Source organism: uncultured Pontibacter sp., from assembly GCF_947499215.1.
Taxonomy (GTDB): Bacteria; Bacteroidota; Bacteroidia; order Cytophagales; family Hymenobacteraceae; genus Pontibacter.
In genome coordinates, this window is the sequence record NZ_CANMNI010000002.1 from 197,373 (window position 1) to 210,497 (window position 13,125).

General features: G+C 52.1%; 11 protein-coding genes. 4 read left to right on the forward strand and 7 right to left on the reverse strand.

Annotated features, from left to right (window positions below; genetic code table 11):
- Window positions 1-92: 92 nt before the first annotated feature.
- On the reverse strand, window positions 93-1,619 hold the full coding sequence (locus Q1A04_RS08815) for a sigma 54-interacting transcriptional regulator (protein WP_299704149.1): 1,527 nt from the start codon (window positions 1,617-1,619) through the stop codon (window positions 93-95).
- A 136-nt stretch (window positions 1,620-1,755) separates the two neighbouring features.
- Window positions 1,756-2,856 (reverse strand): VWA domain-containing protein, encoded by a 1,101-nt coding sequence (locus tag Q1A04_RS08820; RefSeq protein WP_299704152.1) that lies wholly within the window; start codon window positions 2,854-2,856, stop codon window positions 1,756-1,758.
- 155 nt (window positions 2,857-3,011) lie between these two features.
- Between Q1A04_RS08820 and Q1A04_RS08825 the strand changes: the two genes are divergently transcribed.
- On the forward strand, window positions 3,012-3,293 hold the full coding sequence (locus Q1A04_RS08825) for a DUF427 domain-containing protein (RefSeq protein WP_299704155.1): 282 nt from the start codon (window positions 3,012-3,014) through the stop codon (window positions 3,291-3,293).
- A 75-nt stretch (window positions 3,294-3,368) separates the two neighbouring features.
- Here the strand turns inward: Q1A04_RS08825 and Q1A04_RS08830 are convergent, their stop codons facing one another.
- From Q1A04_RS08830 to Q1A04_RS08845, 4 genes are all read right to left on the reverse strand, one after another.
- The gene (locus tag Q1A04_RS08830; RefSeq protein WP_299704158.1) at window positions 3,369-4,346 is read right to left on the reverse strand and encodes an acyl-ACP desaturase; all 978 of its coding nucleotides are present in this window, start codon (window positions 4,344-4,346) and stop codon (window positions 3,369-3,371) included.
- 249 nt (window positions 4,347-4,595) lie between these two features.
- On the reverse strand, window positions 4,596-5,564 hold the full coding sequence (locus Q1A04_RS08835; RefSeq protein ID WP_299704161.1) for a glycosyltransferase: 969 nt from the start codon (window positions 5,562-5,564) through the stop codon (window positions 4,596-4,598).
- Window positions 5,557-6,678 (reverse strand): DegT/DnrJ/EryC1/StrS aminotransferase family protein, encoded by a 1,122-nt coding sequence (locus tag Q1A04_RS08840; RefSeq protein ID WP_299704164.1) that lies wholly within the window; start codon window positions 6,676-6,678, stop codon window positions 5,557-5,559. The genes Q1A04_RS08835 and Q1A04_RS08840 overlap by 8 nt, the downstream gene beginning before the upstream one ends.
- A 14-nt stretch (window positions 6,679-6,692) precedes the next feature.
- Entirely contained in the window at window positions 6,693-7,106 is a 414-nt protein-coding gene (locus Q1A04_RS08845; protein ID WP_299704167.1) for an FdtA/QdtA family cupin domain-containing protein, read from the reverse strand.
- A 138-nt stretch (window positions 7,107-7,244) separates the two neighbouring features.
- On the opposite strand from Q1A04_RS08845, the gene Q1A04_RS08850 reads away from it, so the two are divergent.
- From Q1A04_RS08850 to corA, 3 genes are all read left to right on the forward strand, one after another.
- Window positions 7,245-8,153 carry a hypothetical protein gene (locus Q1A04_RS08850; RefSeq protein ID WP_299704171.1) on the forward strand — a complete coding sequence of 303 codons (909 nt, stop codon included), beginning with the start codon at window positions 7,245-7,247 and terminating at the stop codon, window positions 8,151-8,153.
- 4 nt (window positions 8,154-8,157) lie between these two features.
- Complete coding sequence (locus Q1A04_RS08855) at window positions 8,158-8,769, forward strand: YigZ family protein (RefSeq protein WP_299704174.1); 612 nt, start codon at window positions 8,158-8,160, stop codon at window positions 8,767-8,769.
- Window positions 8,770-9,277: 508 nt separating this feature from the next.
- Window positions 9,278-10,405 carry a magnesium/cobalt transporter CorA gene (gene corA / locus Q1A04_RS08860; protein WP_299704177.1) on the forward strand — a complete coding sequence of 376 codons (1,128 nt, stop codon included), beginning with the start codon at window positions 9,278-9,280 and terminating at the stop codon, window positions 10,403-10,405.
- Window positions 10,406-10,410: 5 nt separating this feature from the next.
- Here the strand turns inward: corA and Q1A04_RS08865 are convergent, their stop codons facing one another.
- Window positions 10,411-13,125 carry a hypothetical protein gene (locus Q1A04_RS08865; protein ID WP_299704180.1) on the reverse strand — a complete coding sequence of 905 codons (2,715 nt, stop codon included), beginning with the start codon at window positions 13,123-13,125 and terminating at the stop codon, window positions 10,411-10,413.

Genomic DNA, 13,125 nt, shown 5'->3' on the forward strand with positions numbered 1-13,125 from the left:
GTTAACAGTGATAGCATAATCAGAAAGCCCTATAAAATCACAAGGCAGGAGCGTTTAACTCCTGCCTTGTGCTTTATAATTGTCAGCTATACCTAAAACTGATCATCGTCCTCATCGTCTTCTTCCCCAAAACTTGGCATGGAGAACATGCCGCTAAGCAAGTCCTTGAACTGCAAGCCGGTGCTGAGGCGGTTTTTGCTGAGCTGACTGTGCTCAGCCAGTCCGTGCAAGGCAAACTCCATCAAGAAGAGCTTTTCTTTGGCTTCTGCCTTGGGTTGGTATTTCTCGATCAGGTCAGACAGTCCGGGGACTTGCTGCAGCGCTTTTTTGTAATCGTTGGAGCTGGCGTCGTTCAGGATGTCGAGTGTGTTACCGTCTCCGAACCAGTCGGTTACTTTCTTGTAGGGGTTGCCCTCCTTGCTCTTCTTGGCTTTGTCCGGATCGGGGAAGTATTTCAGGAACTGGGTCCGTATGGCTTTGCCCATGAGCACCTGCGCCACATGGCCGGCTCCCTCCTGTTCGCCTTCATACACGAGCTCCACTTTGCCCGTCACGGCAGGTATGGTGTTCAGAAAATCCGCCACCCGCACATAGGTCGACTTCTCACCGTTCATCAAAGCACGGCGCTCGGCGGCACTCAACAGGTTCTCGAAAGCCGAGATGGTAAGACGTGCCGACACACCGCTCTTTGCGTCCACATACTCACTCTCGCGTGCCTCAAAAGCCACTTGCTCTATCAGGTCGCTGATGATCTCGTTGGTGGTCACCAGTTGGTCCTGTTCTTCTTTCACATGCGCTTCCTGTCGCGTGATCTTCTTACCGATCTCGATTGACTTCGGATAATGTGTGATGATCTGAGAGTCGATACGGTCTTTGAGCGGCGTCACGATGGAGCCACGGTTGGTATAATCCTCGGGGTTGGCCGTGAACACGAACTGAATGTCCAGCGGCAGGCGCACCTTGAAGCCCCGGATCTGGATATCGCCTTCCTGCAGAATATTAAACAAGGCCACCTGTATACGGGCCTGCAAATCGGGTAATTCGTTGATCACAAAAATGCCCCGGTGCGAACGTGGGATCAACCCGAAGTGAATCACCCGCTCATCGGAGTAAGGCAGTTTCAGGGTAGCTGCTTTTATCGGGTCGGCATCCCCGATCAGATCGGCTACCGACACGTCGGGCGTGGCTAGTTTCTCGGTATATCGGTCAGAGCGGTGCATCCAACCGATGGGCGTATCGTCACCATGCTCATGCACCTGATCTTTAGCGTAGCGGGACAGCGGCTGCAGCGGATCGTCGTTCAGCTCAGAGCCTTGCACTACCGGAATATACTCGTCCAAGAGATCTACCATTAGGCGGGCGATGCGGGTCTTAGCCTGTCCACGCAAACCCAGCAGGTTAATATGGTGCATGGATAGAATGGCCCGCTGCAAGTCCGGCACCACTGTTTCCTCGTAGCCCCAGATGCCCGGGAAAATTTCCTCTTTGTTTTGCAGCTTGCGGATCAGATTGTAGCGCAACTCGTGCTTCACAGTCTGCGGTTCGTACCCGGCCGCTCGCAGCTGTCCAAGTGTTTTAATTTTCAGTAAGTTTTCTGATGGTATGTCTTTGTAATTCATTCGTTTTATTGTTGAATGCTAAATTGCTGAATGGTTGATTTACCTTGTATGTGTAAACCCACCCCTAACCCCTCCGAGAAGGGGAATTTCTTGAGTAGTAAGATCTTTAATTCCCAAACTCTTAAACTCCTAAACTCTAAAAGCTTTTCTTACGGTTGCGGCCGTAGTCGCGGAACACCAAATGGCCTAAGCCTTTGAGGCTGCTGTAATAAGCCTGCCCGTTATTTACTTTGGTAAATTCCTCTACGAATTGCTGCAGGTAGGGGTCCGATGCGATCATAAAAGTGGTGATCGGAATTTTAATGCGACGGCATTGGGCAGCCAGATTCAGCGTCTTGTTCACCACTTTGCGGTCAAGTCCGAAGCTATTTTTGTAGTAGTGCAGCCCTTCTTTCAGGCAGGTTGGTTTGCCGTCGGTGATCATAAAGATCTGCTTGTTGGGTGTTTTGCGTTTGCGCAATATGTCCATCGCCAGTTCGAGCCCGGCCACTGTGTTGGTATGGTATGGACCTACTTCTAGGTATGGTAAGTCCTTAATTTCTATCTGCCACGCATCGTTGCCGAATACGATCACATCCAGTGTGTCTTTTGGGTACTTCTGTTTCACCAATTCGGCCAAGGCCATGGCTACTTTCTTAGCTGGCGTGATGCGGTCCTCGCCATACAGGATCATGGAGTGTGAAATATCGATCATCAGCACGGTGGAAGACTGTGTCTTGTGCTCTGTCTCCGTTATCTCGAGGTCCTGTTCGGTCAATCTGAAGTCTGATATGCCATGGTTGATCTGGGCATTGCGGATGGAGTCGGTCATGGAGATCTGTTCCAGCGCATCGCCAAAGCGGTACTCGCGGCGATCAGTACTGGCCTCGTCACCTACACCTGTCTGCGGCGTGGCATGGCTACCTTTACCACCTTTCTTCAGCTTACCAAATATCTCCTCCAACGCACTCTTGCGGATATTCTGCTCGCTCTTGGCGGTGAGTTTCAGCACACCCTCCTCCTGCGGATTTTCATCGATGTAGCCGTTCTTCTTGAGATCTTCAATGAAATCGCCTATGCCGTAGTCATCGCCGGTAAGGCCATACTGTTTGTCCAGCGAACTCAGCCACGACAGTGCCTCGGCCACATCGCCCGACGTGATCATAACCAACTGCAGAAAGATCTTCAACAGCGACTCAAAGCCCTGTTTGTCGTCCTGCGGTGGCACGTATTCTCCAAATCTATACCCTAAACTCATATGCTCTCTCCTGATTTATAACCTAACAACGCAGCGCCTACTAATGTTCTTGCACATGGGTTCTTATACGTATAAGATCATACTAGCGCAGGTATGGCAACAATAAGCCTTAAGCTGTAGTACCTTATATACAGACATTAACCAAATGCAGAACTATGAAAGCAATATTCAACGATATCGTAATAGCAGAAAGTGAACGGACCGTTAAGGTGGGCGGCAAACATTATTTCCCACCGAATGAGGTGAACCACCAGTACTTAGAAGAAAGCCGGACGCATACCACACAGGAAGGAATGGGCGAAGCTTCCTTTTACCATGTAAAAGTAAACGGTGAGGTGGAGCTGGATGCCGCTTGGTATTATCCGGACCCAGATAAAAAGGCGGAAGAAGTCAGAAGATATATTGCTTTTACGGACGCCGTAGAGTTGAAAGAATAACAATAACCCATAAAAAGAACGGGGCCTGTCAGTTATCTGACAGGCCCCGTTCTTTTTATCGTTAATCGCACAGGATTAGTCAATCCAACGGAATTTGTATTCTAATTGCGGTGAACGCATACGCTCCGCTACTCTGCGCAGACGATCTGGCAAAGCCGTTAAATAGTCGCGGGCACGCTCGCCGGCATCGTTCAGACCAGTTACCGATTCCAGTTTCCATTCTTTCACGAGGTCTTTCAGGATGTCGGTATAGTCAAGTGCGGTGTATACGTTGATACGCTGGGCGGCATCAGTAAAGTGACCGAAGGTTTTGCCCATGTCCACACCCAACTCACGCATGTAGTGAGCCGGCATTACGATCTTCTTGCGCATCATGTCTTCAAACGCCAACATCATCTCATTTGGATCCGCTTCGAAAATCTTACCAACAAATGCTTTGTACGCTTTCGCGTGACGGGCTTCGTCAGAGGCTACGTAACCGCAAAGCTTGGCCAGCATGCCATCACCTTGTTTCTTGGCGATCTGGGCTACGCGGCGGTGCGACAAGTTAGTTGCTGTCTCTTGGAAAGAGGTATACACAAAAGCACGATACGGGTCGTTATCTGTCTGCAGGTCGAAACCGTCTGCGATCAGGAACTGGGTAGAGGCCTCCATTTCGCGCATGTTGATGCGGCCGGTCAAGTATAGATACTTGTTCAGCAAATCACCGTGGCGGTTTTCCTCGGCTGTCCAAGCGCGGTTCCACTTCATCCAAGGGCTATCCTCGTTGCTTGGCACATCCTTGATGGACATCAGCCAGCTTTCATAAGTAGGGAGTGCTTCCTCAGTGATCGTATCCCCTACCAGCACGGCCAACAGGTCGTAGCTCAGGTCACGGGCACGCTCCTGCAGGTTTTTGATCTCTTCAAAGAAATTCTCAAAGCGGGCGTCAGGCAGTAAATCAGCAGGCTGCCAGCTGTCTTCCACGGATTTCAGGAACTCTGCCATCTTTTCTGAGACAAAGTCTTCCATCCATTTCATGACTTCTACTCGGGAGGCGACGGATGTAATCATGGTGTTGTTTTAAGCGATTGAACGTCAAATATAGGCATTTATAATAATATACTAGTCCGCAGCTTCATAATAAGTCAAATCACAGCGGAAAAGGCAAGTCAGGCGGAACAGCGTGTTTAAACTTCAACCTATCAATTGGTTATGTATTTAAACCTGTTATACACTAAGGGCAATTAATACTTACGCATAAATCTGAAACTGTTTCAGAGAACGCGGCAATGTATAGTAAGTCCCTTAAAGAGTACAATTTTACGAATGCCTGAGCCTGTAGTAGAAGCGGCGAATGAAGCCAAGGTCCACTTTAAGTTTGTTGAGCAGGTGGATGGTTTGGTAAACAGGACCTAGACCGGCATGATGCCGCAAGAGCTCCAGAAACTGTTCTGCCTGCGGAAAGTGCCCAGTCAGATAGGCGTGCCGCGCCTCGTACTGCAAACGCTTGGTCAGGGCGGCTTTCTCCTCAGTACTCTGGACCAGTTCTACCGCCTTTTCGCATACCACTACGGTAGAAGTCACCAGTTTGTTGCCCGGCTTATACCACTGCTGCGAAAGGGAGTGCGCATGCAGCCGCCGCTTGGTCGTGATGCTCTCCAGAAAAAAGTACTTGTACCTGCGCGATGATCGTAGCCAGAAGTCGAAGTCCTCGTAGGCCAGCGCTTCGTCATAACCCTGTAGGTCCTCCAGTACTTGGCGCTTCATCATCATGGTGGGCGGACAGATAAAATAGCGCCCCAGCAGGTGGTGAAAGATATCGCCCGACGGAGCAAATGAAGTCACTTTCCCCTCCGCATTGCGCTGGCAATGGTACTTCACGTGCCGGCCCTCGTCGTCGATATACTCAGCGTCAGAGTAGACCACGCCATAGCTTTCGTCTAATTGCTGAAAAGCCCGCACCTGCTGCGCCACACGCTCCAACAACAGCACATCGTCCGTGGCAAAGTCGATAATATACTCGCCTTTGGAAGCCCGCCAAGCCATGTTAAAAGCCTTGGTGTTCCCTTGGTTGGTGCCTGTGCTGATGAAGGAAAGTTGCGGGTATCGCTGGAGATAATCCTGTATGATGACCACGCTGTTGTCGGTGCTGCAATCGTCCACGATGATGATCTCCAGATTGGGGTATGTCTGGGCTAGCACTGAATCCAACGCCTCGGCAATAAAGCGCTCGTGGTTGTAACACAGACAGATAATCGATACCAAGGGCAAGGCGGCAGGATCAGGCATGGCGCTCAAAAAATGTTTGGATGGAGACTATAACCGCCTGCTGTTCCGCCTCAGTCATGCCCGGGAACAGCGGCAGACTCAGGCTGGTGTCAGCAAGCTCTTCGGTCACCGGAAAGCTGCCTCGCTTATAGCCTAAATAGGTATAGGCCTCCTGCAAATGCACCGACACCGGATAATGTATGGCAGTCTGTATACCTTGTTCTGACAGGTATAGCTGCAGGGCATCCCGGTGCTGCGTCCGAACGTTAAAGATATGGTAAACGTGCGTGCACCCCTCCGCCGTAGTAGGCAGAATCAAGTCGCCTATACCTTGTAGGGCTTGCAGGTATATCTGCGCGAGTCGTTGCCGCTCTTTGTTCAGTTGTGTTAAGTAGCGCAGCTTCACCCGCAGCACGGCGGCCTGCAGCGTATCGAGGCGAGAGTTAATCCCCACGACTTTATTGTGGTACTTCTGCTCCTGCCCGTAGTTGCGGTACATGCGGGCAAAGGCCGCCAACTCGGGATCGGAGGTAACGAGGGCACCGCCATCGCCCAAGGCTCCCAGATTCTTGGTCGGGTAAAAGCTGGTCGCGCTCACATGCCCGAAACTCCCCACAACTTGCCCGCGATACTGAGCACCCTGTGCCTGTGCGAAGTCCTCTATTAAAATGAGATCGTGTGCTTTTGCCAGTTCCAGCAGACCATCCATTTGGCAGGCATGCCCGTAGAGGTGCACTGGTATCATGGCTTTGGTTTTCTCTGTCAGAACGACTGCGGCATTGGCGGCTGTAATATTGTAGGTATGGCGGTCGGGCTCGACCAGTACAGGTATAGCCCCAATCTGCACCACGGCATTCACGGTCGCGATAAAGGTATTGGCTGGCACGATCACCTCATCTCCCGCCCCTATATCTGCCGCTTTCAGGGCCACGACTAAGGCATCGTAGCCATTGCCCACCCCGATGGCGGCAGCGGATTGGGTAGCCGCTGCGAATTCTTCTTCAAAAGCCTTAACCTCCTCGCCCAGAATAAACTGATTGCTTTGCAGCGCTTGCACCACCACCTGCTCCACCTCGCGGTTTATACCTGCGGGGAAGTCTCTGAAGGCAAAATAAGGTATAGCTATGGGCTGCATGGGGTTCAGGTATACTACAAGGAAATGTGTGTCACTATCCGCTGGAATACGGCATAATCGCGGATATAGTCAGCTTCATCAAAATCGGTGGAGGTAAGGCAGACGGCCACGGTTCCCGGTTCAAAATGCAGATCAGTCCAGCACATGGCCGGCAGGTATAGCCCTTTGGTAGGCGCATCCAGCTCGAATGTTTCTTTGCTGCGGCCATTGTCCGTCTGCACCCGAATGCTCCCCGTCACGGCAACCAGCACCTCTTCGGTAGCTTTGTTGGCATGTTGTCCGCGCTGTACACCGCTGGGCGTGCCATAGGTCCAGAACACCCGCTTGATCTTGAAAGGGATGCGCTCGGCTTGCTGCGTGGAAGCGATGTAGCCAAAGGAATCGCTTCCGGCTTCGGCAAATTGGATGAAGTAAGGTATGGCGGACAAAGGCGAAATATTAGTGCAGCCACAAATTAAAACATTTTCGGCTAATGTCCCTATACCTTAGCCCGGGCTTGGGCTTTGCCGGCACAACTGTTAATTTTGCAAATCCGGCGGACTGGTGGTCCGCCTATACCTTCACTTATGCTATACCTTATCCTGAGCGTGCTTTCAGGCGTTTCGCTTGTATTCATTTTCAAGCTTTACCAGCACTTCAACGTCCATACCTTTCAGGCCATCGTGCTCAACTATATCACGTGCATTTTGGTGGGCCTTGCCTTTCCGGGTGGCACCGATGTGCTGCAGACAGTCGTTTTTCAAAAGCCTTGGGCGCTGTACGCTATCATACTCGGCGCCATTTTTATAGGAGCCTTTTACCTGATTGCCCTCACGACCCAAAAAGTGGGCGTGACGGCCGCTTCGGTCGCCGCCAAGATCTCGCTGGTGATACCGGTGCTTTTCAGTTTGCTGGTACTGCAGAGCAGTCTCAAGGAATACACCTTTTTGAACTACGTGGGTATGGCGCTGGCGCTCGTGGCCATCGTGCTGTCCTCTATCCGCCCCGGTGCCGATGGCGATAAGCGCACGCCGCTGCTGCTTTCGCTTGTGCTGCCTTTCGTTATTTTCCTGAGCAGCGGCTTTGCCGATTCGCTTATCAATTACGTGAACGAATACCATCTGCAGGCGAATGAGGCCAGTCAGTTCACGATGCTCACCTTCACGGCCTCGGCGGTGATCGGCATGGCGGTGCTGCTCTACATGCTCCTGCTGCGCAAAACCACTTTCCAGTTCAAAAGTGTCTGGGCAGGCATTGCCTTGGGCATCCCGAATTATTTCTCTATCTTTTTCCTGATCAAGGCGCTCTCCGCTTTCGGTAACGACGGGGCGTTTCTATACCCTGTCAACAACATCGGCATTATCATGGCCGGTGCGCTGGGAGCGCTGCTGGTGTTCCGTGAAAAGCTAAGCAAAATCAATCTGCTTGGTTTGGCCCTTGCGGTGCTAGCACTTGTCCTGATCTCATACCAAGAGATAGCCGCCAATCTGTTTTAAGTCTATGGAAGATACCTACCGTACCCTCGAAGCCCCCTCCGAAGGCCTTTACAAAGAGAAAGGCAGCAAGTTTATTGCGCTGGCCTACCCGGTTTATTCTGAAGAGGAGGTGAAAGAGATTCTGGCCGGCCTGCGCAAACAGTACTACGACGCCCGCCATCATTGCTACGCCTACAGCCTCGGGGCCGACAAAAGCCGCTACCGCGCCAACGACGATGGCGAGCCCAACCACTCCGCCGGTGACCCTATCTTGGGCCAGATCCGCTCGGCTGACCTGAGCAATGTACTGGTGGTGGTGATCCGTTATTTCGGTGGCACCAAATTGGGAGTGAGCGGTCTCATCCACGCCTACAAAACCGCCACCGCCGAAGCTCTCTCGCTAGCCACCATCATCGAAAAACACGAAACCGCCCTGCTGCAGGTGCTTTTCGCCTATCCGCAGATGAATGATGTGATGAGTCTGGTAAAGGAGTATGAGCTCGGCGTAAAGGACCAGCAGTTCGAACTCGACTGCCGTATGACGCTGGAGGTAAGAAAGAAGTTGGAGAAAGAGGTAAGTGGTAAGCTAGAGGCGATTGAGGGGGTAAAAGTTGAAGAGGTAGAGCAACCCTACTAATCTTACACACCCCTGCCCCTCTCAAGAGGGGATTTACCTCCCTAGCCCCTACCCCAAAACAGGAAGGGGATGTCTGCGGTTACAAATCCTTAGGCATAAGCTCTGTTGTAATTGATTTTCTCAGTCACCGGGTCCAACCACCCCTAACCCCTCCTTATCTAAGGCGGGGAACCTGTAGTTGCCAATCTATAGGTATAAGACTTATAGCTCATATTACAGGCACACGTTGAAAGACTAACTCGCACGCTAGCTATGAAACAAATCACATAAGCCATGTGCACCTAAACGACAGCCCACTGTTTGAGCGTTCAGCGAGTTTGGGATGTCTTGACTTTTTTGCCTACTTTTTTTGTCAAGAAAAAAAGTAGGGCCCGGCTGGCCAAGCCAAGCTATAACACAACCTAGTTTGCTATACCTGCAACAACTGTAGCTATGCTAACACTCTCAGCGTATGCAAAACTTAATTTTTACTAACTTGTACAGCTACCGCACCACTACATATCACCCTATGGCTAAAAAGAAACGACACCGCTCCCGCCACAAAATCCTTGACCGCAAACTCGGCATTAGCCCGGGCACCCTGTTTATACCTGCCGAGGCACACGCCCCGCGCTATTTCCTGATGTCTTTTAACGGACAGCTGTTCAAAGAGCAGGAACTCCCCTCTTATGCCGAACTTGTGCAGCAGGTGCAGTCGCAGCCTGAGGCGACCCACTGGATCGACATTCGCGGCTACGCGGACCTCACCATGCTCGAACTCATTAAGCAGGACTTCGATATCCACTCGCTGCAGATGGAGGACGTGATCAACGATTACCAGCGACCTAAAGTAGACGAACTGGATGACAGGCTGTTCATTATTACCCGCATGCTGCGCTGGTACGAGACGCAGCATACGCTGGAGGATGTGCAGCTTTCGGTGTTCTCGGGGCCAAACTATGTGCTCACCCTGCAAAGTGACTACGAAGATTGTTTGGAGCCATTGCGCGATCGCATTCGGGTCGGCAAAGGCATTATCCGGCAGCGACCGCCCATGTATGTAGTGTATGCCATACTCGACGTGGTGCTGGACTTTTACTTCCCGGTGATGGGCGCTATTGGGGTCTACATTGAAGAACTCGAGCAGAAAATCTTGGACAAACCATCTAAGCAAACACTTCGAGAGGTACTGGACCTTAAAAACGAGCTAATCAAACTGCGTCGTATCGCTTGGCCGGAGCGTGACAAAATGAATGAACTGCTGCGCATGGAGGAGGATATCATACCTGACAACCTGAAGGTATACTTCCGCGATGCCTATGACCACACTATACAACTCATTGACCTTATCGACAGCCACAAGGAGATGTCCACGAGTCTGGTAGAGCTATACATGTCCACGGTGAGCAACCGCATGAATGAGATCATGAAGGTACTGACTATCATCTCGAGTATCTTTATTCCACTCAGTTTTATTGCGGGTCTGTATGGTATGAACTTCTCGCGTGAAAATCCGGAAACCGGCGAAGTATTCCGCCTCAGTATGCCAGAGCTATACCTGCCCTACAGCTACCCGATCCTCATCATCCTGATGACTTCGCTGGTGCTGGTGCAGCTATACCTGTTTTACAGGAAGGGTTGGTTTAAGAGTTTCTAGCAAATCTAGTTCGGCAGTTTAAAGCTGAGTTTCTGCAGTTCGTTGCGGAACACTTTGTAGACGGTGTAGTTGTTGGCCACCTCGTTGTAGTGTATGGTCACGGCTTGGTTGCTTTCCAATGACCTGCCCCCGATCAGGCGGGCGCGGGCGTCGTAGAGGTAGGTTTTCTGAGGGCCTGTTTCCGTGATGGCGTATACCTGATTGCCTCCCCCGAAATTGAAATACTGTACAATTTTGGGCGCTGAGGTCACATAGCGTTTCTCAAACAGCTCTTTCATGTCTTGGTCGAAGGCAGCCACTTTGCCTTGGTCCTGTCGCACGATAATATAGGACCTGCCACTTGCATCCGGCACCAGATCAAACATGGCGCTCTTGCTTGGGCGAGGCAACTGCTCTCGTTTCTGTACCTGCCCCTGCAGGTTGAACTCCACCACCTCGCCATAGCGGGTCACCACTGTCACGAGCGAGCGGCGCAGGTCGGCCCCTATTTTGACTACGGGATCGGAGGTGATAGGCACCCGCAGACTGAAAGGGAAGCCCGGATAGGTTTCGCCTTTCGCGTTGAGGGCATACACATAGCCATTTTCCAGCAAGACCAGTATCACGTCGCGGCCCCCTATCCGCAGGTGCTGTGGCATGGCGGCCAGTCTATAGTCCATGCGGCGGGGCTGCCAGCCGGGTATGCCGCTGCCCCGGGTGTCGTACATGTATAGGTTGCCCAAGGCGTCGTCCACCAAAAAGCGGTAGTCGCGGTTTTTCTCGAAGTCGAACACGGCCAAGCGCTGCAGGCGCAGGGTATCGCCCACATTAAACGGGAAGTTTTCGAGGTTACGGCCTAGGTTATCGATCGCCTGTATGCGCGTATTCGTGGAGAACACATAGCGTAGTTTCTTATCACTGCCGAGCTCTACCTGTTGCAAAGGGCCGCGCACTTGGGTTTGCAGGGAATCAATCCAGCCACGGCTGCCAGTGGCGGTTATGTTATGCAGCACGAATAGGGAGTCCTGCACCACAATCTCACGGCTCCGGTCCACTGCGTTCTGGATCGGGTAAGGCGGAGAGATGAGGCGATGCGCAAATGGCAGGGTTAGTTCTTCCTCAAAGCCCTCCTGCCCGTCATCGGTGCTGCGCTCCTGCCGTCTGAACAGAAAGCTGGTATAATACTGGTTCTCCGCCCGTGCAAACTGTAGGCTAATCTGATTGAAGCGCCTGATCAAGGTGGAGTTCTGCAAGAGGTCTTCGCGGTTCTCTTCCTGCACATAGCGGTTCAGGATGTACCACGCATTCACAGTGTTCAGGTATAGGCTGAAATTCCCCTCCTGCAGCGTCTCTTCTAAAAAAGACTTCTGGGCAACAGAGCGCCCCCATACCTCGCCGGCACTTATGTCATCAATGAGGGCGCGCAGGCTGGCGACCTCGGGCGAAAAGATCAGGTAATTATCGAGTTGCAGCACATAACTCTGTTCAAAGCCACTGAACATCTCTCCGAACAGACGTGCCGGCAGTTCTTCCAAGTCCAGCAATTGCAGTGTATAATTGCCGTATTGTTCTGTGTAGAGTTTTTCCTTCTGTTCTTTGCTCACCAGCTCACCGAGCGTTTTGAGACGTCTACCCGTTTTGGTAGTACTCTCCATTCGGGCTATTACCAGTTTGTCGGGGCTGGCGTTCATGTTATAGGACTCCATGTAGGCCAGCGCTATCTCTTGGCTAAAGGAGCGGGCCAAGCTGTCGATGGCCGTGCTGTACACATCAGCCGGCGCCTTGCCATCGCGCAGGCGCGCCACTTCCCCCACCCCAAAGTGCATCAGCACTGCCGTGCGTGTGGGTAGGAGCTGCTTTATGTCGAGCGGTCGCGGCTTAGAGGGCCTCAACTGTGATTGGAAAGAGCCATCAAGGGTCTCGGGATTGGAGAAGCCGTTCAGGAAAAGCTTGTTGCGGTCGAGCTTGAGTTCTAGCATGGCGTTGCGGCAGAAACTGCTCAGATACCGCACCTGCGGCATCAGATCCTCCTGCAAAAAGAGACTCAGCAGGTCGGGCAGCGCGCGGTAGTTGACAAACACGTTGGCATACACATCGGGCTGGCCTAGGTAATTCACCTTTTTGAAGTCGGCGGCGATAGAGCGCAGACTGCCCCGGTTTATGCGCCGCACGATTTCCTCTACTAACACAGGCGAGGCGCTCAGAATGATGTTGTTGTGATGGGAGAAATAGGTAAAACTGGTGCCAAGCTGCGAATTGGTGACATCTGTGAGCAAAACGCCTTGGTATTCGCGAGCCTGCTCCACAAAAGTCGGGCTCTTAGCTATGTTTTCGGTGAGGGTGCGCAGAAAGCGGTGCTCTCCCACCGACACCACGGGTACATAGTACACAAAGGCCACATCCGTCTTGCCCAGCACATGCACCGAGGTGAGGATGTTCTTTTTGTCCAGAAAGCGGTCGAGGCGCTGTGTACCGGGAGCCACACTGTCCAGCATAGCCATGTTCTCCTGAAAGCTTTGCGCTACGGGCAGCATCGCAAAACTCTCCCAGAGCGTCGTCTCTTCTAAGTGCCTTCGGAGCTCACTGTGGCTATTTGTCTCTACCACAAAAGCCGCATTCTCGGGTACGAGCGACCAGAGGTCCACCTTCTCTCGGGAGTCCTGCCACCTGCTGAAGCCGTAGTAAGCCAAGGAGGCCAACACGACGAATGCTATGAAGTAAAAGACAATGCGTTTCGGCAT

Bases quoted from the DNA above. Each gene is read 5' to 3' on its own strand.
- Q1A04_RS08815 (WP_299704149.1), bottom strand. From the start codon at position 1,619: ATGAATTACAAAGACATACCATCAGAAAACTTACTGAAAATTAAAACA.
- Q1A04_RS08830 (WP_299704158.1), bottom strand. From the start codon at position 4,346: ATGATTACATCCGTCGCCTCCCGAGTAGAAGTCATGAAATGGATGGAA.
- Q1A04_RS08865 (WP_299704180.1), bottom strand. From the start codon at position 13,125: ATGCCGAAACGCATTGTCTTTTACTTCATAGCATTCGTCGTGTTGGCC.
- Q1A04_RS08855 (WP_299704174.1), top strand. From the start codon at position 8,158: ATGGAAGATACCTACCGTACCCTCGAAGCCCCCTCCGAAGGCCTTTAC.
- Q1A04_RS08835 (WP_299704161.1), bottom strand. From the start codon at position 5,564: ATGCCTGATCCTGCCGCCTTGCCCTTGGTATCGATTATCTGTCTGTGT.
- Q1A04_RS08850 (WP_299704171.1), top strand. From the start codon at position 7,245: ATGCTATACCTTATCCTGAGCGTGCTTTCAGGCGTTTCGCTTGTATTC.
- Q1A04_RS08840 (WP_299704164.1), bottom strand. From the start codon at position 6,678: ATGCAGCCCATAGCTATACCTTATTTTGCCTTCAGAGACTTCCCCGCA.
- Q1A04_RS08825 (WP_299704155.1), top strand. From the start codon at position 3,012: ATGAAAGCAATATTCAACGATATCGTAATAGCAGAAAGTGAACGGACC.
- corA (WP_299704177.1), top strand. From the start codon at position 9,278: ATGGCTAAAAAGAAACGACACCGCTCCCGCCACAAAATCCTTGACCGC.
- Q1A04_RS08820 (WP_299704152.1), bottom strand. From the start codon at position 2,856: ATGAGTTTAGGGTATAGATTTGGAGAATACGTGCCACCGCAGGACGAC.